Source organism: Pseudomonas sp. ADPe (assembly GCF_014843515.1).
Lineage (GTDB): Bacteria > Pseudomonadota > Gammaproteobacteria > Pseudomonadales > Pseudomonadaceae > Pseudomonas > Pseudomonas citronellolis.
On the sequence record NZ_CP062122.1, the window covers coordinates 3,279,124 to 3,299,885 of the forward strand.

A 20,762-nucleotide genomic window follows, 5' to 3' on the forward strand; every position below is an offset into this window, starting at 1 on the left:
GGCGGCGCCCGGAATACTTTTCCAGCTTCCAGCTTCCAGCTTCCAGCTTCCAGCTTCCAGCTTCCAGCTTCCAGCTTCCAGCTTCCAGCTTCCAGCTTCCAGCTTCCAGCTTTGAAGCTATCAGCTATTGGGCAACAACCGCACCGTCAGACTCTTGATATAGCGGGTCTCGGCGATGGCCGGGTGTACCGGGTGGTCCGGGCCCTGGCCGCCGCGTTCCAGCAGCTGGAGGTTGCGGTCCAGGTGGCGGGCGCTGCCGAGCAGGATGTTCTGCAGGTCGTCCTCGGGCAGGTGCATGGAGCAGGAGGCGCTGACCAGGATGCCGTCCTTGGAGAGCAGGCGCATGGCCTGTTCGTTGAGGCGGCGGTAGGCGGCCTCGCCGTTCTTCAGGTCCTTCTTGCGCTTGATGAAGGCCGGCGGGTCGGCGATGACCACGTCGAAGCGCTCGTCGGCGGCCTTGAGTTCGCGCAGGGCGTCGAACACGTCGCCTTCCACGCAGGCGACCTTGTCGGACAGGCCGTTGAGGGTGGCATTACGCTCCACGCCGTCGAGGGCGAAGCCGGAGGCGTCCACGCACATCACGTCGCTGGCGCCGAAGGCCGCGGCCTGGATACCCCAGCCGCCGATGTAGCTGAACAGGTCGAGCACGCGCTTGCCTTTCACGTAGGGCGCCAGGCGCGCGCGGTTCATGCGGTGGTCGTAGAACCAGCCGGTCTTCTGCCCGGCCAGCACCGGGGCCTCGAAGCGCACGCCGTTCTCTTCCAGGGCGACCCACTCGGGCACTTCGCCGTAGGCGTTCTCCACGTAGCGCTCCAGGCCCTCGGCATCGCGCGCGCTGGAGTCGTTCTTCCACAGCACGGCGCTGGGCTTGAGCACCTGCAGCAGGGCGGCGAGCACGTCGTCGCGGTGCTTCTCCATGGTCGCCGAGGCGAGCTGCACCACCAGCACGTCGCCGAAGCGGTCCACCACCAGGCCGGGGAGCAGGTCGGCGTCACCGTAGACCAGGCGGTAGAAGGGCTTGTCGAAGAGGCGCTCGCGCAGGCTCAGGGCGACGTTGAGGCGGTGTACCAGCAGCGATTTGTCGAGAACGTGCTTGGTGTCGCGGGAAACCAGGCGTGCGCAGATCAGGTTGTTCGGGCTCAGCGCCACCACGCCCAGCGGCTTGCCATTGGCCATCTCGAGGATCGCCTGGTCGCCGGCGGCGAAGGCGTTCAGCGGCGTGGCCTGGACATCCACCTCGTTGCTGTAGACCCACAGGTGGCCGGCGCGCAGGCGGCGCTCGGCGTTGGCTTTCAGACGCAAGCTGGGCAGGGTCATGGCGGTGCTCCGGGAAAAAGAGCGAGATTATAACCGCTGGCCGCCGGGGTTGCCGATGCCGCGCGGGCGTGACGAGCAGGCATAAAGTTCGCGCCGCGGCAGCCGATACGGTTCTGTCTAAATCGGCAGTTCCAGAAGTCGTCTGTCTGGGTAAACTGTGCGCCCCGTCAACTTTTCCAGACCGTCCCCATGGTCCAAGAACTCTCCGCCGAACAGATCCGCCAGACCCTGCAGGGCATCAGCGTGCCGCCGCAACCGCAGATCATGGTCGACCTGCAGATGGAACAGGTCATGCCCAACCCCGACCTGAAGGCCATCGCCAAGCTCATCAGCCAGGACCCCGGGTTGTCCGGCGCGTTGCTCAAGCTGGTCAACTCGCCGTTCTTCGGCCTGGCCAACCGCATCACCTCGATCCAGCGCGCGGTCAACCTGCTGGGCAGCCGCTCGGTGATCAACCTGATCAACGCCCAGTCGATCAAGGGCGAGATGAGCGACGACACCATCGTCACCCTCAACCGCTTCTGGGACACCGCCCAGGACGTGGCCATGAGCTGCCTGACCCTGGCCAAGCGCATCGGCTACGAGTCGGTGGACGAGGCCTACGCCCTGGGGCTGTTCCACAATTGCGGCATCCCGCTGATGCTCAAGCGCTTCCCGCACTACATGGCGGTACTGGAGGAGGCCTATGCCAGCGCCAGCGACGAGCGCCGCGTGGTGGACACCGAGAACCGCGTGCTGAACACCAACCACGCCGTGGTCGGCTACTTCACCGCGCGCTCCTGGCGCCTGCCGGAGCACGTCTGCGAGGCCATCGCCAACCACCACAACGCGCTCACAGTGTTCAGCGAGGAAAGCAGCCGCAACACCCAGCTGAAGAACCTGCTGGCGATCCTCAAGATGGCCGAGCACATCTGCGGCTCGCACCGCATCCTCGGCAACCAGCCGGAGGATCACGAGTGGGAAAGCATCCGCGCCCTGGTGCTGGATTACGTGGGGCTGACCGAGTACGACTTCGAGAACCTGAAGTCGAGCATCCTCGAGCTGGGCGTGGGGCAGGGGAGCTACTAGGGATCGCGGACGGAGTCCGTTCCTATCATCGTGCTTCCCCGCAACGTAGGGCGTATAACCGTTCGCGGTTATACGCCGTTGGCGGAAATACCGATGCCCTTTAAGAGCGCCCTCTCCCCAACCCTCTCCCGCAAGCGGGAGAGGGGGCTGTCCTGAGCGGCGTCGAAGCCAGGCACCATCCTCATACCCCCGGGAGCCCAGAAAACAACGTAGGAGCGGGCCCTGCCCGCGATTCGCGCGCAGGGCGCGCTCCTACAGGTGCAAGAGAGCCGACCGAAGTGCGCCAAGGCGCGGGACAGCACAATGAAAAAGCCGGGCATCTGCCCGGCTTTTTCATGAACGCGGCGCTTTAGTCGAGCATGTCGCTGAAGCGCTCGTCCTTCTTGTACACCAGCGGCTGGGCGAAGCCCGGCACGCTCATTTCTTCGGCGCCGATGCGGATGTCGCGGTCGTCGATCATGTCGTTGCCGAAGTTGTAGATGATGTCGAACTGGCCCTTGAGCGCCTGTTCCTCGTAGCGCTGGGCGGCGGCGCGGGTCTGTTCGCGGCGCGCCTGGTAGGCGTCGAAGGCGGCGGCGCCGTGGCGCTTGCGCAGCATCTTCTCAGCCAGGCGCGGGGAGAGCAGCACGCCGGTGGCGTTGTTGCCGCCGAAGCCCTTGGAGTTGATGAAGCAGACGTCCAGGTCGTTGCGGCGGCGGTCCTTGTTGGACAGCGCGATGCGATCCTTGTGCACGTCGGCGGCGAAGGTCTCGACGGTCTTGATGCCCGGCAGCAGGCCGTACTTGAAGGTGCCCAGGGCGGAGACCAGCTGGTCGGCGCTGGCGGTGGCCAGGGAGTGGCCGACGAAGGCCTTGACCGCGGCCACCGGCCAGTCGGCGATGCCGAAGGCCTTGGCCACGCGGTCGAGGATTTCCGACTCGGTGACGCGGTTGGCCGGGGTGCTGGAGCCGTGGGCGTGGACGAAGCTGTGGCGGCGCACGCCTTCCTCGCCGACGATCTGCATGGCGGCGGCCACGGCCTTGGCCATGGTCAGGTAGTTGCCTGGGCCGGGGGCGGAGATGGATTTCTTGAAGCCGTCGGCGTTGATGAAGACGTCGGTCACCGCGCCGTGGATGTCGGCGCCCAGCTCCAGGGCCAGGGCGTCGTCCATCAGCACCACGTACTGGCTGGATTCGGCCAGGGTGAAGCCGCAGTTCTCGCCGAACGGGCGGCTGGCGCGGCGGAAGTCCACGTCCGGGCGGCCCTCGATGTTGCGCAGGCCTTCCTCGGTGGCCAGGGCGCTCATGGCCGCGTAGCCCTCGACGATTTCCGAGGTGATCGGCGCTTCGCTGTTGCCCACCACGACCACCCGCGCCTGGCCGGAGGTGATGGCCTCGATGCCTTTCTGCAGGTTGTAGAGGAAGGTGGCGCAGGCGCCGGTGACGCTGCCGGTGAGGCCGACGCTGCCCAGCACGTAGGCGTTGATGAAGTCGGTGGGCATGCTGTTGAAGCCCAGCGGCAGCTGCTTGGCGCTGACGCGGTGGCCCTTCAGGCGCGACTGCAGCAGGCCGCCGAAGCCGTTGTCGTCGAGCTGGCTCATGATGCTGCTGGAGAACACGGCGATTTCGTCGGGCTGCACGCGGTCGACGATGCGCTGCCAGTCGATGCCCACCGAGCGGATCGCGTCGGTGGCGCCGACCACGGCCATCTGCAGGCCGCGCGGGTGGAAGCGCGAGGCGTACAGCTCGCCCGGCTCGAAGCCGGTGGGCAGTTGGCCGGCGGACTTCACCGGCATCTCGCGGTAGCTGTCGACCTTGACCTCGACGCTGTCGTGCAGGGTCACGCGGACCTGGTTGTCGGCCAGTTCCTCCACCGACCAGTTGGCCGGCAGCGGCTCGGGCAGCTGCTTGCGCGCAGTGGTGAAGCTCAGCGGCTGGGCGCCGTCGGCTTCCAGGGTGAGGTTCTTGTGCCAGTGCGCGGCATCGACGTCGAAGTACTGCTTCTCGATGCGGCGGATCAGGGTGGAGCCGAGGATCTGCGCGGCATGCCGCCGCTCGATGGCGGCCAGGTCCAGGCGCGCGCCGTCGGCGGCATCCAGGTAGTGGCCGTCCTCGAACTTCACCAGCTTCATCATCACGGCCAGGCCGGCGAGGGTCTGCTGGCGGGCCTGCTCGTCCAGGGACTCCAGGACGGTGCGACGGAACGCATGGTGGAAGGAACTGCGACCCGCGGCGTTATACCCACCAAAACCAACGATGACCGGTAGTCGAGACATCTCTCGCAAACTCCTTCATATAGGCCCGTCCTGTGCAGGACCGGATGGCGCGACCAGGGTGCACGCGAGGCGCAGGGAGGCGACATCACGGATCGGGGGCACAAGCCCGGCGGCAGCTCTGTGATTGGAATGCTTATGCTGACGAGGATGATGACTGCCGAGTCACGCTTTTGGCCAGGGATTGACGGCGAAAGGCGACGAACTTGCCAGGAAGGAGGGGGTGGAGCGGATGCGCGAAGACGCCGGGAGCCAGCGTGGCTCCCGGGCGGGGTTGCAGAACGGACTCAGCGGTACTCGATGCCGGGTTTTTTGGTACTGACGCGGGTGCCGGACTTGCCCTGGGTGATGGCCACGATGTTTTCCAGCGAGCCGATCACCGCGTCCTTGCCGGTGGCGCGGGCGAATTCGGCGGCGGCCTGGACTTTCGGGCCCATGGAGCCGGCGGCGAAGCCGAGGCGTTCGAGTTCGTCCGGGTGGGCCTGGGCGATGGCCTTCTGCGTCGGCTTGCCCCAGTCGATGTAGGCTGCGTCCACGTCGGTGGCGATGATCAGGATGTCGGCATCCAGTTCCTGGGCCAGCAGCGAGGAGCACAGGTCCTTGTCGATCACCGCCTCGACGCCGGAGAGTTTCTTGCCGGACTCGTCGTACATGGTCGGGATGCCGCCGCCGCCGGCGCAGATGACGATGGTGCCTTTCTCCAGCAGCCATTTCACCGGGCGGATCTCGAAGATGCGCTTGGGCCGCGGGCTGGCCACCACGCGGCGGAACTTGTCGCCGTCCGGGGCGATGCTCCAGCCCTTTTCCTTGGCCAGGGCTTCGGCTTCTTCCTTGGCGTAGACCGGGCCGATCGGCTTGGTCGGGTGCTGGAAGGCCGGGTCCTTGGCGTCCACCTCGACCTGGGTGAGGATGGTGGCGAAGGGCACTTCGAAGGGCAGCAGGTTGCCCATTTCCTGTTCGATCATGTAGCCGATCATGCCCTCGGTCTCGGCACCGAGGACGTCCAGCGGGTACGGCGTGACCTTGTCGTAGGCGGCGCCCTGCAGGGCCAGCAGGCCCACTTGCGGGCCGTTGCCGTGGGCGATCACCAGCTCGTTGCCAGGTGCCACTTTGGCGATCTGTTCGGCGGCGATCCTTACATTTTCACGCTGGTTGGCCGCAGTCATGGGTTCGCCACGACGCAGCAGGGCGTTGCCGCCCAATGCGACGACGATACGCATAGTCATTTCCTCCTGAAGCTGAAAACGCCCCCGGGCCGGCAAACCGGGCCCGGGATGCGCATCCGTCGATCACATGTCGGCGAGGGTCGAAACGAGGATCGCCTTGATGGTGTGCATGCGGTTCTCCGCTTGCTCGAAGGCGATGTTGTACGGGGATTCGAAGACGTCTTCGGTGACTTCGATGCCGTTCTTCAGGTTCGGGTACTGGGCGGCGATCTGCTGGCCGACCTTGGTTTCGCTGTTGTGGAAGGCCGGCAGGCAGTGCATGAACTTCACGCGCGGGTTGCCGGCGGCTTTCATGATGTCCAGGTTGACCTGGTAGGGCAGCAGTTCCTTGATGCGCTCGCCCCAGGCTTCCACCGGCTCGCCCATGGAAACCCAGACGTCGGTGTGGATGAAGTCCACGCCCTTGACGGCTTCCTTTGGGTCTTCGGTGAGGGTGATGCGGGCGCCGCTTTCCTCGGCGAATTTCTTGCAGGCGGCGACGTGTTCGTCGCTCGGCCACAGCGCTTTCGGCGCGGCGATGCGCACGTCCATGCCGAGCTTGGCGCCGATCAGCAGCAGGGAGTTGCCCATGTTGTTGCGGGCGTCGCCCAGGTAGGCGTAGGCGATGTCGTGCAGCGGCTTGTCGCTGTGCTCGCGCATGGTCAGCACGTCGGCCAGCATCTGCGTCGGGTGGTACTCGTCGGTCAGGCCGTTGAACACCGGTACGCCGGCGTACTGCGCCAGTTCCTCGACGATCTCCTGCTTGAAGCCACGGTACTCGATGGCGTCGTACATGCGGCCGAGCACGCGGGCGGTGTCCTTCATGCTCTCCTTGTGGCCGATCTGCGAGGAGTTGGGGTCGATGTAGGTGACGTTGGCGCCCTGGTCATAGGCGGCGACCTCGAAGGCGCAACGGGTGCGGGTGGAGGTCTTCTCGAAGATCAGGGCGATGTTGTTGCCCTTGAGGTGTTGCTGCTCGGTGCCGGTGTACTTGGCGCGCTTGAGGTCGCGGGACAGGTCGAGCAGGTAGCGCAACTCGCGGGTGCTGTGGTGCATCAGGCTGAGCAGGTTGCGGTTGTGCATGTTGAAAGCCATGTTCTTTCTCCTTGTGGGATGGGATCGGCCTCGTCAGTACAGCTTGTGGCTGGCGGGGCGGGCGGCCCTGGCCGGGGCCGCCGCATTGAGTAGGGTGGGCTGTGGCGATCAGTAGTCGATCGGGTCGCGGATGATCGGGCAGGTCATGCAGTGGCCGCCGCCACGGCCGCGGCCGAGCTCGCCGGCGCTGATGGTGATGACTTCCACGCCGGCCTTGCGCAGCAGCGTGTTGGTGTAGGTGTTGCGGTCGTAGCCGATGACCACGCCGGGCTCGACGCAGACCACGTTGTTACCGTCGTCCCACTGCTCGCGCTCGGCGGCGAAGCTGTTGCCGCCGGTCTCGACGATGCGCAGTTTCTTCAGGCCCAGGGCCTCGGCGACCACGCTGATGAAGTCCTTCTCCTCGCGCTGCACGTTGATGCCGTAGGGGCTCTTCTCGTCCGGGCGCAGGGTGAAGGCGACGATTTCCTTGACCACTTCCGGGAAGACGGTGACCAGGTCGCGGTCGCAGAAGCTGAACACGGTGTCCAGGTGCATGGCCGCGCGGGACTTCGGCAGGCCGGCGACTATGACTTTCTCGACCGCGCCCTTGGCGAACAGCGACTGGGCGACCTGGCCGATGGCCTGGCGGGAAGTCCGCTCGCCCATGCCGATCAGCACCACGCCGTTGCCGATGGGCATGACGTCGCCGCCTTCGAGGGTGGAGGAGCCGTGGTCCTTGTCCGGGTCGCCGTACCAGATTTCGAATTCGGCGTTGGTGAATTCCGGGTGGAACTTGTAGATGGCGGTGGTCAGCAGGGTTTCCTGGCGACGCGCCGGCCAGTACATCGGGTTCAGCGTCACGCCGCCGTAGATCCAGCAGGTGGTGTCGCGGGTGAACTGGGTGTTGGGCAGCGGCGGCAGCAGGAAGCTGGAGTGGCCCAGGTAGTCGCGGAACATCTTCAGCGGCTTGGAGCCTTCGCTTTCCGGGATGTCGTCGGCGGTCACGCCACCGATGAGGAATTCGGCCAGTCGTCGCGGCTCGAGGCCTTCCAGCCAGGCGCGCAGTTCGTGGGTCAGGCCCAGGCCGACGCTATCGGCGGTGATCTTGCGATCGAGGATCCATTTCAGCGCTTCGGGGTTCTGGACGGTCTCGGTCAGCAGGTTGTGCATTTCCAGGACGTCGACGCCGCGCTCGCGCATCTTGGTGACGAAATCGAAGTGGTCGCGCTTGGCCTGGTTTACCCAGATTACGTCGTCGAACAGCAACTCGTCGCAGTTGCTAGGGGTCAGGCGTTGGTGGGCAAGACCGGGCGAGCAGACCATCACTTTGCGCAATTTGCCAGCTTCGGAGTGGACGCCAAGTTTGGTTTTTTCCGTGCTCATGAGTGTCTCCAGTGATGTCACAGAGTGAGGAAGCCGTCGTAGAGGCCATACGCCGCGATCAGCGCGCCGATCACGACACCTGCGAAGATGAGCTTCTCGACGTTGGTGAAGATCGGTTGGCCGACTTCACGTTTCGCTTTCGCGAAGAGGATGACGCCTGGTGCGTACAGCAGCGCCGACAGCAGCAGGTATTTCAGGCCGCCGGCGTAGATCAGCCAGACGGCGTAGATCACCGAGATGCCCGCGATGATCAGGTCCTTGTTGCGCTCGCCCGCATCGTTCTCGTAGGTCTCGCCGCGCACCGCCAGCAGCAGGCCGTAGGCCGCGGACCAGAAGTACGGGATGAGGATCATCGAGGTGGCCAGCAGCAGCATCTTGGTGTACGGGTCCATGCCGCTCGGGTCGCCCGAGGTGAAGAAGACGATGACCAGGAAGACCTGCACGCAGATGTTGGTCAGCCACAGGGCGTTGGCCGGCACCTGGTTGGCGTTCTCCTTGCGCAGGAACTCCGGCATGGTGTGGTCCTTGGCCGCGGCGAACATGATCTCGGCGCACAGCAGCACCCAGGACAGCAGGGCACCGAGCAGGGAGATCAGCAGGCCGACGCTGATGAGTATCGCTCCCCAGTGACCGACCACGTGCTCCAGCACCAGCGCCATCGACGGGTTCTGCAGCTTGGCCAGTTCCGGCTGGGTCATCACGCCCATGGACAGCACGTTCACCAGCACCAGCAGCAACAGCACGGTGATGAAGCCAATGACCGTGGCCTTGCCGACGTCGGCGCGTTTTTCCGCGCGGGAGGAGAAGATGCTCGCGCCCTCGATGCCGATGAACACCCACACGGTGACCAGCATCATGTTGCGCACCTGGTTCATCACGCTGCCCAGCTCGGGATTGCTCTTGCCCCAGATGTCGGAGGTGAAGATGTCCAGCTTGAAGGCGAACAGGCAGATCAGGATGAACAGGAACAGCGGCACTATCTTGGCGATGGTGGTGATGGTGTTGATGAACGCCGCTTCCTTGATCCCGCGCAGCACCAGGAAGTGCAGGGCCCACAGCAGCACCGACGCCGCGATGATCGCGGGGAGGGTGTCGCCCTTGCCGAAGACCGGGAAGAAGTAACCCAGGGTGCTGAACAGCAGCATGAAGTAGCCGACGTTGCCCAGCCAGGCGCTGATCCAGTAACCCCAGGCCGAGGAGAAGCCCATGTAGTCACCGAAACCGGCCTTGGCGTAGGCATACACACCGCCGTCGAGGTTGGGCTTGCGGTTGGCGAGGGTCTGGAAGACGAAGGCCAGGGTCAGCATGCCGACCGCGGTGATGGCCCAACCGATGAGAATGGCGCCGACGTCTGCACTGGCGGCCATGTTTTGCGGGAGAGAGAAGATCCCCCCGCCGACCATGGAACCGACGACCAGAGCGGTAAGTGCCCCAAGTCGTAGTTTTTGGCTGCTTTCTTGCGACATTTTCGGAATCTCCCTATAGGAGTTGGAGAGTGTAGTCATTAGGCGCCGACTGTCAGGGAACCCCCCTGACCTAAATCAATAGCCTGCTAACAAATGTTTCCAACTGCGCAGCGGTGCCGGGCCGCATGAATAGGAACGATAGGAGAGGTTTGCCGATATCGCCTGATTTAGAGGGGATTCATGTGAAATCCGGATGGCGTTTCGGTGACCGTCAGGCTTTCTATTGATTGCGTGAATGGATTCCCGCGTCGGGGCATGAATCGGAAAAATCTGTCAGAACTTGTTGCAGGCTTCAGAGAGGCAGAAAAAAGCCCGGCATGGCCGGGCTGCTTTCTATAAGGGGGTGCCCATACAGGGTCGCTGCACAGGCGGCGCGCCCACCGTGCGGAGGGGCGCAGGGCCGGGTGGCCGAAGGGACACCGCCGGGCTTGTGGCCTGGCGGGCGCCACGACGCGGGGCCGGGGCGAGAAGGATGCGCAAGGCACCGGGGTGGCGTATCGCAAGCTCCGTGCCATACGCGAGGTGCGCTGGAGCGCCCATGTGGCCTGGGGTTCAGCGGGCGGGTAGGGCCGGCGTCGGCAAGATTCCGCTTATGCGTCGGCTTCTTCGGCGGGATTCCCGCCAGTGCCACTGAACAGCAGCCCATGTTTGCGCAGCTTGTCATGCAAGGTCTTGCGCGGGATGCCCAGGGCCTCGGCCAGGCTGCGTAGCGAGGCGTGCTGGTTGGCCATCTCCGCGGCGATCAGGGCGCGCTCGAAGGCTTCCACCTGCTCGTTCAGGGAGTTGCCGGAAATTGCCGCCGGCACCTGCATGGCCTGTTCGTCGAGGCCGAGGTCCAGGCCCAGGGCAAAGCGCTCGGCGACGTTCTGCAACTCGCGTACATTGCCCGGCCAGCTGTGGCCCAGCAGTTGTGCGCGCTGCGCGCTGGCGAGGCTGCGCGAAGGGATGCCATGGCGTTGCGCGGCGAGCTCGGAGAAGTGCTGGAACAGCAGCAGGATGTCTTCGCCGCGCTCGCGCAGCGGCGGAATACGCAGGCTGGCGACGTTCAGTCGGTAATAGAGGTCGGCGCGGAAACGTCCGTCGTCGGCGGCCAGGCGCAGGTCTTCTTTGGTCGCGGCGATGATGCGGATGTCCAGCGGGATCAGCTGGTTCGAACCCAGCCGCTCGACCACCCGTTCCTGCAGCAGGCGCAGCAGCTTGACCTGCACGTCCAGGCTCATGCTCTCGATCTCGTCGAGGAACAGGGTGCCGCCGTTGGCGAACTCGAACTTGCCGATGCGGCGCTTCTGCGCACCGGTGAAGGCGCCCTGCTCGTGGCCGAACAGCTCGCTTTCCACCACCGACTCGGCCAGGGCACCGGCGTTGATGGCGACGAAGGGGCCGTTGCGTCGGTTGGACAGGTCGTGCAGCGCACGGGCCACCACTTCCTTGCCGGAGCCGGTCTCGCCGAGGATCAGCACGTCAGCCTGCAGGCCAGACAAGGCCGCCACCTGCTCCTGCAGGCGCTGCATGCCGGCCGACTGGCCGACCAGGCGCCCCTTCAGTTCCTTGCGCTCGGCCAGGGCCATGCGCAGGCTGCGGTTCTCCAGCACCAGGCGACGCACCTCCAGGGCACGGCGCACGCTGTCGAGCAGGGCGTCGCTGGGGAAGGGCTTCTCGAGGAAGTCATAGGCGCCGGCGCGCATGGCCTTGACCGCCAGGGGCACATCGCCGTGCCCGGTGATCAGGATCACCGGCAACTCCGGGTCCTGGGCATGCAACTGTTCCAGCAACTGCAGGCCGTCGACGCCAGGCATGCGGATATCGCTCACCACCACGCCCGGCCAGTCGCGCGCGAGGCTGGCGTCCAGTTCCCGGGCATCGCCCAGGCTGGTGGCGCGGAAGCCGGCGAGGTCTAGTGTCTGGCCCAGTGCCTGGCGCAGGTGCGGGTCATCGTCGATCAGCAGGACCTGGGTATCGGCGGCGAATGCGGCACTGCTCATGCGCGGGTTTCCTCCTGGGGCGTCGGCATCACGCCGGGGACTCCCGGCAACAGGTGCAATTGTACGAGAGCGCCGCCCTCGGGGTGATTGCCCAGTTCCAGGCGGCCGCCGAGGGCGCGTAGCAGGGTGTCGCAGATGGCCAGGCCAAGGCCCAGGCCCTTGGCGCTGGTCTTGGTGGTGAAGAAGGGTTCGCGGGCGTGGGCCAGGGCTTGTTCCGAGAATCCCGGGCCGTTGTCGCGCAGGTATAGGACGATGCCGTCCGGCTTCTGCTCGGCCGTGAGCCAGAGGCGCCGCGGCGGGGCCTTCTCGCTGAGGGCGTCGAGCGCGTTGGAGAGCAGGTTGGCGAGAATCTGCCGCAGGCGCGTTTCCCCGGCCTGCACCCAGATCGGCGCGTCGGGCAGGTCACGCTGCAACTCGACGTTCATTGCCTGGCGCCGGCTGGCCACCAGGGCCAGGGCATCGTTGATCGCCGGTTGCAGGGCTACGTTCTCCGGCGCACGCCGCGCACCGCGGGCATAGGCCTTGAGATGGGCGATGATCGAGGCCATGCGCTCGGTCAGTGAGCTGATCTGATCGAGATTGCCGCGGGCGTCGTCGAGGCGCTGGTGGTCGAGCAGCACCCGGGCGTTGTCGGCGTAGCTGCGGATGGCGGCGAGCGGTTGGTTGAGCTCGTGGCTGATGCTCGCCGACATAGTGCCCAGGGCAGTCAGTTTGCCGGCCTGGACCACTTCGTCCTGGGCGTGCATCAACTCGCGTTGAGCCTGCTGGCGGTCGTGTACCTCCTGCTGCAGACGGGCGTTGGCATCTTCCAGTTCCTGGGTACGCTCCAGTACGCGCATCTCCAGCTGGCGCTTGGCCTGGGCCTCCAGGGCGATGCGCTCGAGATAGTGACGGCGGCTGATGCTCAGCAGGGCGAGCAACAGCAGCAGGGTCATGAGGGTTACGCCGCCTATCAGCAGCACGCTGCGTACTGGCCTGTCGATCTGCGCCTTCGGCGTATAGATGCTCACCGTCCAGCCGGTTTCCGGAAGTTCGCGGCTGAGGCTGATCCAGCGTTTCTCATCGATTCGCAGCGGCTTGGGATCGAGCACCGGATAGGGAATGTTCTCGGCGATCTCACGCCGCTTGGCTGGCGACAGCGGACGGCTGGCATGGAAACGCCAGGCGCTGTTGGAGGAAAGGATGACCACGCCATTGCTGTCGGTGACCAGCAGTTGCTCCGGGGTATTGCCCCAGAGCTGTTCCATGTGTTCCAGGTCCAGCTTGACCACCAGCACGCCCAGCAGCCGGGGGCCATCTCGCACTTCGCTGGCGAAATAGTAGCCACGGCGGTTGGAAGTGGTGCCCAGGCCGAAGAAGCGCGCCGGTTTACCCTGGATCGCCTCCTTGTAGTAGGGGCGGAAGGCGAAGTTGCGGCCGACGAAGCTGTCCGGCTGGTCCCAGTTGGAGGCGGCCTGGGTCTGCCCGTCGGGGCGCATCAGGTAGATGACGTCGGCGCCGGTGCGTTGGCGGATGTCCGCCAGTCTCGCGTTGGCTGCGTCACGGGTCTGGATGTTGTCAGTGTACTGCAGTGTGGCGCGAAGCGTAGGCAACTCGCTCAGAACCGGCGGCAGGTCCTCATAGCGCCGCAGCGTGCCGAGCAGGTTGCCGACGTAGAGGTCTAGTGTCTGCTGGTTCTGCTCGGCGAGTTGTTCGCTGTAGTAGCGTTCGGCGAGGTGGTGGAGGGGCCAGAGGAGCAGGGAGAACAGACCGGCCACTATCGCTAGCGTGCGCCAACGGGATAGGTAGTGATTCAAGGTGACGGTCATCGCTCGGAAACGTCCGCCATGAATGCTACACCCTTGAGGCTTGACCGGCAGCAGTTCCCCTGCGGCCGGAGCACCGGTAATCGGCTCGACAAGGCATTTCGCCGCTGCTAGTCGAATACATCAGCTTCAGAGAGGCGCTGCCCCTGGCGGTCCTTGTCGGAGAGCGTGGGCTCTTGCGACAGCGGCCATTCAATTGCCAGGTCCGTGTCGTCCCAGGCTATACAGCGCTCATGCTCTGGTGCCCAGTAATCCGTTGTCTTGTAGAGGAACTCGGCCTGTTCGGAGAGCACTTGGAAGCCATGGGCAAAACCTTCGGGTACCCACAACTGATGCTTGTTCTCCGCGCTCAGTAGCGCACCAACCCATTTCCCAAAGGTCTTCGATGATCGACGCAGGTCGACGGCGACGTCGAATACTTCGCCATCCACGACACGAACCAGCTTTCCCTGAGGGTTTTGAATCTGATAGTGGAGGCCGCGCAGTACGCCCTTGAGCGAGCGGGAGTGGTTGTCCTGAACGAAGGGCGCCGAGCGGTTGATCGCTTCCTCGAATTTGCGCTGGTTGAAGCTTTCGAAGAAGAAACCACGATCGTCGCCGAAGACCTTCGGCTCGATCAGTACAACGTCGGGAATGGCAAGTCGGGTGATCTTCATCAGAATACGGTATTCACAAGCAGGCGTTTCAGGTACTGGCCATAGCCGCTCTTGACCAGCGGGGCGGCCAGGGCTTCGAGCTGCTCGGCGTTGATCCACTTCTGGCGGAAGGCGATCTCTTCCGGGCAGGCGACCTTCAGGCCCTGGCGGTTTTCCAGGGTGGCGATGAAGTGGCTGGCTTCCAGCAGCGAGTCGTGGGTGCCGGTGTCCAGCCAGGCGTAGCCGCGGCCCATGATCTCCACGGAAAGCTTGCCGGCTTCCAGGTAGGCCTTGTTGACGTCGGTGATCTCCAGTTCGCCACGGGCGGAGGGCTTGATGTTCTTGGCGATGTCGATCACCTGGTTGTCGTAGAAGTACAGGCCGGTCACCGCGTAGCTGGACTTCGGTTTGACCGGCTTTTCCTCGAGGCTGATGGCCTTGCCGTCGGCATTGAACTCAACCACGCCGTAACGTTCCGGATCATGCACGTGGTAGGCGAACACGCTGGCGCCGGAGGTGCGCTGCATGGCGCTGACCAGCAGTTCCTGGAAGTCGTGGCCGTGGTAGATGTTGTCGCCCAGCACCAGGGCGCAGAGGTCGTTGCCGATGAACTCCTCGCCGATCAGGAACGCCTGGGCCAGGCCATCCGGAGAGGGTTGCACGGCGTATTGCAGGTTCAGGCCCCACTGGCTGCCGTCGCCGAGCAGTTGCTCGAAGCGCGGGGTGTCCTGCGGGGTGGAGATGATCAGGATGTCGCGGATGCCCGCCAGCATCAGGGTGCTGAGCGGGTAGTAGATCATCGGCTTGTCGTAGACCGGCAGCAACTGCTTGGAGATGGCCAGGGTCGCCGGATGCAGGCGGGTGCCGGAACCCCCGGCGAGGATGATGCCTTTGCGTTTCATATTGCTCCCTGGTCTACCAGTTCCCGGATCATGCGTTGGACATGGTACTCCCAGGTGGGCAGTACCAGGCCGAAGGTGCGTTGCAGCTTGTCGTTGGCCAGGCGCGAGTTGGCCGGGCGTTTCGCCGGCAGCGGATATTCGCTGGTGGCGATGGGGGCGATGCGTTCTGGCGTGGCGCGCAGGCCGGCGCCCAGGCGGATGGCTTCGCCGATGACGAATTGGGCATAGCGGTGCCAACTGGTCTCGCCGCTGGCCACCAGATGATAGGTACCGCTGACGCGTTCGCGCAGGCCGGCATCATGGGCCAGGCGCTGCAGCGCCAGGGCGGTGACGTCGGCGATCAGTTCGGCGCTGGTCGGTGCGCCCACCTGGTCGGCGATGACGCGCAGTTCGTCGCGCTCCTTGGCCAGGCGCAGCATGGTCTTGGCGAAGTTCGCCCCGCGCGCGGCATGGACCCAGCTGGTGCGGAAGATCAGGTGGCGGCAGCCGCTCTCGCGGATGGCGAGCTCGCCTTCCAGCTTGGTCTGGCCATAGACGCCCAGGGGGCCGGTGGCGGCGTCTTCCTCGAAGGGCGTGTCGCCGCTGCCGTCGAAGACGTAGTCGGTGGAGTAGTGCACCAGCCAGGCATCGACTTCCCGCGCAGCCTGGGCCAGAGTCGCGACTGCCTCTGCATTGATCCGGCGGGCGGCGTCGATGTCGCTTTCGGCCTTGTCCACCGCGGTGTAGGCGCCGGCGTTGACGATCACGTCGGGACGTTCTTCGGCGACCAGCCGGGCCAGCCCCGCGAGGTCGCTCAGGTCGGCCCGTTGCCGGTCACAGACCACCAGTTGCGCCAGGGGGGCGAGGGCGCGCTGGAGTTCCCAGCCGACCTGGCCGTTGGCGCCGAGTAGAAGAATCTTGTTCATGCGTACTGCTTACCTACCCATTCGCGGTATGCGCCGCTGGTGACATTGTTCACCCAGGCCTGGTTGTCCAGGTACCAGCGCACGGTCTTGCGGATGCCGGTCTCGAAGGTTTCCGCCGGCTTCCAGCCCAGCTCGCGTTCGAGGCGGGTGGCGTCGATGGCGTAGCGGCGATCATGACCGGGGCGATCTTTGACGAAGGTGATCTGCTCGCGGTAGCTCCGTCCGTCGGCCCGCGGCTGCTCCTGGTCGAGGATGTCGCACAGGGTATGGACCACGTCGATATTGGCTTTCTCGTTCCAGCCGCCGACGTTATAGGTCTCGCCCAGTTGGCCGGCTTCCAGCACGCGGCGGATGGCGGCGCAGTGGTCCTTTACGTACAGCCAGTCGCGGACCTGCTGGCCGTCGCCGTAGATCGGCAGCGGCTTGCCGGCCAGGGCGTTGTGGATGACCAGCGGGATCAGCTTCTCGGGGAAGTGATAGGGGCCGTAGTTGTTCGAGCAGTTGGTGGTCAGCACCGGTAGCCCGTAGGTGTGGTGGTAGGCGCGGACCAGGTGGTCGGACGCGGCCTTGGAGGCCGAATAGGGGCTGTTCGGCTCGTACTTGTTGCTTTCGCGGAAGGCCGGATCGTTCGGGCCCAGCGAGCCGTAGACCTCGTCGGTGGAGACGTGGAGGAAGCGGAAGGCGGCTTTGGGCTCGTCGCCAAGGCCGTTCCAGTAGGCGCGCACCGCTTCCAGCAGGCGGAAGGTGCCGACGATATTGGTCTGGATGAAGTCTTCCGGGCCGTGGATGGAGCGGTCGACGTGAGATTCGGCGGCGAAGTTCAGTATGGCGCGGGGTTGGTGCTCGGCCAGCAGGCGGGAGACCAGTTCGCCATCGCCGATGTCGCCGTGCACGAATACGTGCCGCTCGTCGCCGTCCAGGCTGGCCAGGTTCTGGCGGTTGCCGGCGTAGGTCAGCTTGTCGAGGCTGATGACCTTTTCGTCATTGCCTGCCAGCCAGTCGAGAACGAAGTTGGCGCCGATGAAGCCGGCGCTGCCGGTTACTAGGATCGTCATGGTGTGCTGAACCCTCTGTGAATTTGGAGAAAACCTGGGGGCTCTCGATAGCTGACAAGGGAGCGGAAGTGCTTAGGACACAGTTGCTATCGACGGGCGGAATAGAGTGCATGAGTTTCCCCCAGTGATCTGCTAGATACTTCATTGCCCTATTCAGAGCAGATGGGAGGGCTGGCCGGGCTGTTAAGAGGGTAGATGACTGCTGCCCTGCCGAGCTCCGTTCATTCAGGGCAGGGAATGGGGTGTCTGCTGTGTCCTGGTGGGGCATTTCATTTCATTCACGATGGCACGCCGTCATGGGGGATGGGCACGGTAGACCATTTCGTATGCCTTACCCCATGAACAGCCTCAGCCATAGCAGAATCAAACCTTTACCGGCTCATCCGCTCTGACCAGGATCGAGTCATCCCAAAGATAGCCATATAGCGCTACGGGGAGGCAGGGGTCATTCCACAAAATACCATCGAAATAGGAATTGAATTCCCGTAGGAAGTTTATTATCTGCATATTGGCTCCCCGAGAATCCACTACACAAAAAAGTCCATTTTCCCAGCATGCCTTGAGTGAGTCGAGAGGCAAGGGGAAGTCCTGAGTTGTGAAGATCTTGTAGTTTTCCCAGTGGAACTTTTCCCCCCCATTCCTCAGCCAACGTGTGGAGTAGTGGCGGCGAACCAAGTTGGTTTTTCTGAATTGCGCAACGGTATCGCCACGCGTGACCGAACCGTCGTGTACCCGATGCCGGTACAAAGGCTTGCCCAGGTAATGGAGTCGGTGCTTCTCCGCAATCTTCAGTGCCAAATCCCAATCCTGCACACCTGAAAATTCGGCATTGCTTCCATTGACCATTTGGTACACGGACCGACGAATGACCTTTAGATGCGAGGCTACCATGCCGTCGAGTAGGTCGGTGCGGATGCGCTCCTGCGTCGAAAAATGCAGATTGGCATAGCCGCCGTAACGGGCGACACGCACTGGCTTGCCCCGTTCATCCACGTCGATTCGGTCCGTGAAGACATAGTCCACGTCGGGATGCTTCTGCAAACAGTCGCGCACCGTCGCCAATGCGCCTGGCTCCAGTTCGTCATCGCAATCCAGGAACGCCACGAATTCTCCGCGTGCCAGGTTGACGGCCACGTTTTGCGTCTCGCTGATCCCCTTATTGGAGGGTTGGATCCGAATTCTCAGCCGTGGGTGGTAATCTATCAGCGCGTTCAGCAAGGTAGCCACGCGTGGGTCGGGCGAGGCGTCGTCCACGCAAACGATTTCCATGGACACATCACCTTGCTCCGCCAACGATGCGAGGCAACCAGGTAGATATTCATAATGCCCGTAGATCGGAATCACCACCGAAATCAGCGGAGTCTGGGTATCACGGGGTAGTACATCCAGTCGCTGCAGGATTTGCTGCGGATCGACCGTGGCAGGTCTATCGGGTATCGCCAGGGTCATATGCTGCGATGTCGACTGGGCTTGAGACTGGAGGGCGGCGATTTCCTGCCGGTAGCTCGGATTCGCGCGATAGCACTGCTCGAACCAGGCCACTACCGATTCGAAAAAGAGAGGTTCGCGTCCCGATAGCATTCCCTCGATCTTGAGTCCGGTCTGCAGCCAGGACCGCCCCATGTTGACGTAAGAACGCCGCATGCTGCCATCGTGCTGGCGGTATATGGCCCAGTGGCCGTGAATATAGCCGAACCGCGCTCCGCCTAAGGCCAGCGACGTCCAGAACAACCAATCCTCCTTGGCCCGGGCGTGGGTGTCGAATGGAGACTCCCCGAACACCCTGCGCTGGAACAAACCACAATGGATGGGAATGCAGAAACCTCGCTCCCAACGGTAAAGAAAATCCTGCTCGGTCAGGTCGAACTGCGCAATGGCTTCGCCTGGCTTCGAGAAATCAGAGCGCGATTCGTCGCATAGCAGGAAATTGCAGACCGAGACGTCCAGATTCGGATTCACCTGTAACTGCGCTACCTGCGCATCGAGTTTGCCTGGGGACAGAAGGTCGTCTGCATCCAGCAATTGGATGAACTGTCCCCGGGCCAGGGCAATGCCACTGTTGCGTGCTCCGGATAGTCCCTGATTAGTTTGCCGATGAATGCGCACGACACCTGGGGCCATTTGTTCAGCTTCAGCCAGAAGCCGCTCCGTTCGTGGGTCTGTACTGCCATCATCTACCACGATGATTTCCAGTGGGTGCCGTGATGCGGCAAGAACCGAAGCAATCGATTGCGGGAGGTAGCGCGCTTGGTTGTAGCAAGGCATCACCACTGAGATGAGTGGTCCTCCGGGCTCGGAGCAAGGAGCAGGTATTGCCTGTTCTGGAGTAGTCGAGAGCGTTCCCACATAGCCAGGAACATCCTTCAGGTTGGTGACAAAGCTTTCCCAACTGTGGCGTGCCAGTATCCGCTCCAGCATTCGGGCCGCTCTTGCCTCGGCCTCCAGAGGGCTCTGGCTTATGGCCTGTAGTGCCTGCTCGTAGTCGCTCACGCTCGGGCGCTCCGGCAACGGGTAGCCTGTTTCCGTGGAGACCAGTTCACCCACTCCTCCCACCGTCGGGGCGATCACAGGAATACCCAGTGCGCCAACCTCGATCAGGATATTGGGCATACCCTCCCAGCGGGAGGTGAACACGAAGGCATCAAAGTCGAACCGATCCAGCCATTCCAGAGGGGATGAGAAAGGCCCTTCGTAGCTCAGGTTGGGCAAGGCCGGCAGTATGGCCCCTGCCTCCAGCACAACCTGGCCGAATACGCGAAAGTCGGCAAAGGTACAACGGCGTACCACATCTAGGAACAGATCGACCCGCTTCTCGGCGTCGAGTCGACCCGCCCAGAGAATCTGGGGACGTTCATTCTTCTGGCCAGGCTTTTCCAGCCAATGTTTGTGACGCTGGGCCAGGCGCTGGCGGCCCAGTTCACGTCCTGTACCGTGAAGCAGGCGGCAGGGCTGATACAAAACAGCCATGCGTGCCCGCTCCTCGGTCGGCAACTCGTACTCCCGGCCAGCGTCGTCAACGAAGCGTTGGTTATCCGACAACAGGCCCGTCAGATGAGGCATGCCCTTCTTCAGGAAGTACGCGGCGTAGCCGATCTTCTGTTGGCCATCAGGTGTGAACTGGAAAGCGAAGATGCTGGCGAAGAGTCGCGTAAAACGCTTCAGACGTTCCCCTTCAGCCAGGATCAGGTGCCATGCCACCTCGCTGTTGATGTTGTGGAAACTTCCGGGTTGTGCCGCCAGTAGCAGGTCTCGCAGTAAGGCCTGCTTGCGGGCATAGCTCAGGTCCTCGCCCAAGTGGTCATCAAATATCACCAGATGTACCCCTTCAGGCACAACCATGCGCTCACTCACAACTTTTCGATCAGTGACCAACAAGACTACGGATTGATCGGGTCGCAGTTGACGCAACGCGCGGCATAAGTTCAGGGCCACCATTTCGGCGCCACCGGTCGCCAGAAATGGCAAAGCGATCCAGTTGTCCGGGGGGCCATATTGCTGGGCATGCTTGCTGATTGCCTGAAGGATATTGGCCAGGGCAACTTCCCGTTCTGTATCTCGGTTATGAAGTGCAACCCCGTTCTCGGTGGGCAGCAGTGCGGCTCGCAATGCCCTGATTATTGCTCGTGGAGTGGGGTCAGAATTGATTGCCTGCAACAGGGGGACAATGCGTTCTCTCAAACGCCACTTGATTGCCTGCGGCAAGGGGAGTTG

14 protein-coding genes are annotated in these 20,762 nt (G+C 63.6%); 1 reads left to right on the plus strand and 13 read right to left on the minus strand.

The features are described 5' to 3' along the window. Nucleotides 1-120: 120 nt before the first annotated feature. Nucleotides 121-1,317 carry a class I SAM-dependent rRNA methyltransferase gene (locus tag IG194_RS14955; RefSeq protein WP_058488089.1) on the minus strand — a complete coding sequence of 399 codons (1,197 nt, stop codon included), beginning with the start codon at nucleotides 1,315-1,317 and terminating at the stop codon, nucleotides 121-123. 243 nt (nucleotides 1,318-1,560) lie between these two features. Here IG194_RS14955 and IG194_RS14960 point away from each other — a divergent pair, with 243 nt between their 5' ends. After that, nucleotides 1,561-2,385, plus strand: a complete 825-nt coding sequence (locus IG194_RS14960; RefSeq protein WP_116425215.1) for an HDOD domain-containing protein — start codon at nucleotides 1,561-1,563, stop codon at nucleotides 2,383-2,385. Between the two features lie 349 nt (nucleotides 2,386-2,734). On the opposite strand, the gene IG194_RS14965 is transcribed toward IG194_RS14960, so the two are convergent. From IG194_RS14965 to IG194_RS15020, 12 genes are all read right to left on the minus strand, one after another. Then, the gene (locus tag IG194_RS14965) at nucleotides 2,735-4,639 is read right to left on the minus strand and encodes a beta-ketoacyl synthase (RefSeq protein WP_058488091.1); all 1,905 of its coding nucleotides are present in this window, start codon (nucleotides 4,637-4,639) and stop codon (nucleotides 2,735-2,737) included. A gap of 284 nt (nucleotides 4,640-4,923) precedes the next feature. After that, entirely contained in the window at nucleotides 4,924-5,856 is a 933-nt protein-coding gene (arcC, locus tag IG194_RS14970; protein WP_043317525.1) for a carbamate kinase, read from the minus strand. Between the two features lie 69 nt (nucleotides 5,857-5,925). Then, a complete protein-coding gene (locus tag IG194_RS14975; protein WP_009613905.1) occupies nucleotides 5,926-6,936 on the minus strand; it encodes an ornithine carbamoyltransferase in 1,011 nt (336 codons plus the stop codon). A gap of 108 nt (nucleotides 6,937-7,044) precedes the next feature. After that, nucleotides 7,045-8,301: an arginine deiminase gene (gene arcA, locus IG194_RS14980; protein ID WP_009613904.1), complete on the minus strand. Its 1,257-nt coding sequence runs from the start codon at nucleotides 8,299-8,301 to the stop codon at nucleotides 7,045-7,047. Between the two features lie 17 nt (nucleotides 8,302-8,318). Beyond that, nucleotides 8,319-9,767 carry an arginine-ornithine antiporter gene (arcD, locus tag IG194_RS14985; protein WP_081884577.1) on the minus strand — a complete coding sequence of 483 codons (1,449 nt, stop codon included), beginning with the start codon at nucleotides 9,765-9,767 and terminating at the stop codon, nucleotides 8,319-8,321. Nucleotides 9,768-10,357: 590 nt separating this feature from the next. Then, nucleotides 10,358-11,749, minus strand: coding sequence for a sigma-54-dependent transcriptional regulator (locus IG194_RS14990; protein WP_058488092.1), 1,392 nt, complete (start codon nucleotides 11,747-11,749; stop codon nucleotides 10,358-10,360). After that, nucleotides 11,746-13,557 (minus strand): sensor histidine kinase, encoded by a 1,812-nt coding sequence (locus tag IG194_RS14995; RefSeq protein ID WP_192353653.1) that lies wholly within the window; start codon nucleotides 13,555-13,557, stop codon nucleotides 11,746-11,748. Before IG194_RS14995 ends, IG194_RS14990 begins: the two co-directional genes overlap by 4 nt. Before the next feature lie 107 nt (nucleotides 13,558-13,664). Further along, the gene (rfbC, locus tag IG194_RS15000) at nucleotides 13,665-14,210 is read right to left on the minus strand and encodes a dTDP-4-dehydrorhamnose 3,5-epimerase (protein WP_058488093.1); all 546 of its coding nucleotides are present in this window, start codon (nucleotides 14,208-14,210) and stop codon (nucleotides 13,665-13,667) included. Continuing rightward, nucleotides 14,210-15,091 (minus strand): glucose-1-phosphate thymidylyltransferase RfbA, encoded by an 882-nt coding sequence (gene rfbA, locus IG194_RS15005; protein ID WP_058488094.1) that lies wholly within the window; start codon nucleotides 15,089-15,091, stop codon nucleotides 14,210-14,212. Before rfbA ends, rfbC begins: the two co-directional genes overlap by 1 nt. Continuing rightward, nucleotides 15,088-15,996: a dTDP-4-dehydrorhamnose reductase gene (gene rfbD / locus IG194_RS15010; protein WP_058488095.1), complete on the minus strand. Its 909-nt coding sequence runs from the start codon at nucleotides 15,994-15,996 to the stop codon at nucleotides 15,088-15,090. The genes rfbA and rfbD overlap by 4 nt, the downstream gene beginning before the upstream one ends. Beyond that, a complete protein-coding gene (gene rfbB / locus IG194_RS15015; RefSeq protein WP_058488096.1) occupies nucleotides 15,993-17,051 on the minus strand; it encodes a dTDP-glucose 4,6-dehydratase in 1,059 nt (352 codons plus the stop codon). The genes rfbD and rfbB overlap by 4 nt, the downstream gene beginning before the upstream one ends. A 363-nt stretch (nucleotides 17,052-17,414) precedes the next feature. After that, complete coding sequence (locus IG194_RS15020; RefSeq protein ID WP_160329395.1) at nucleotides 17,415-20,753, minus strand: glycosyltransferase; 3,339 nt, start codon at nucleotides 20,751-20,753, stop codon at nucleotides 17,415-17,417. Between the last annotated feature and the right edge of the window lie 9 nt (nucleotides 20,754-20,762).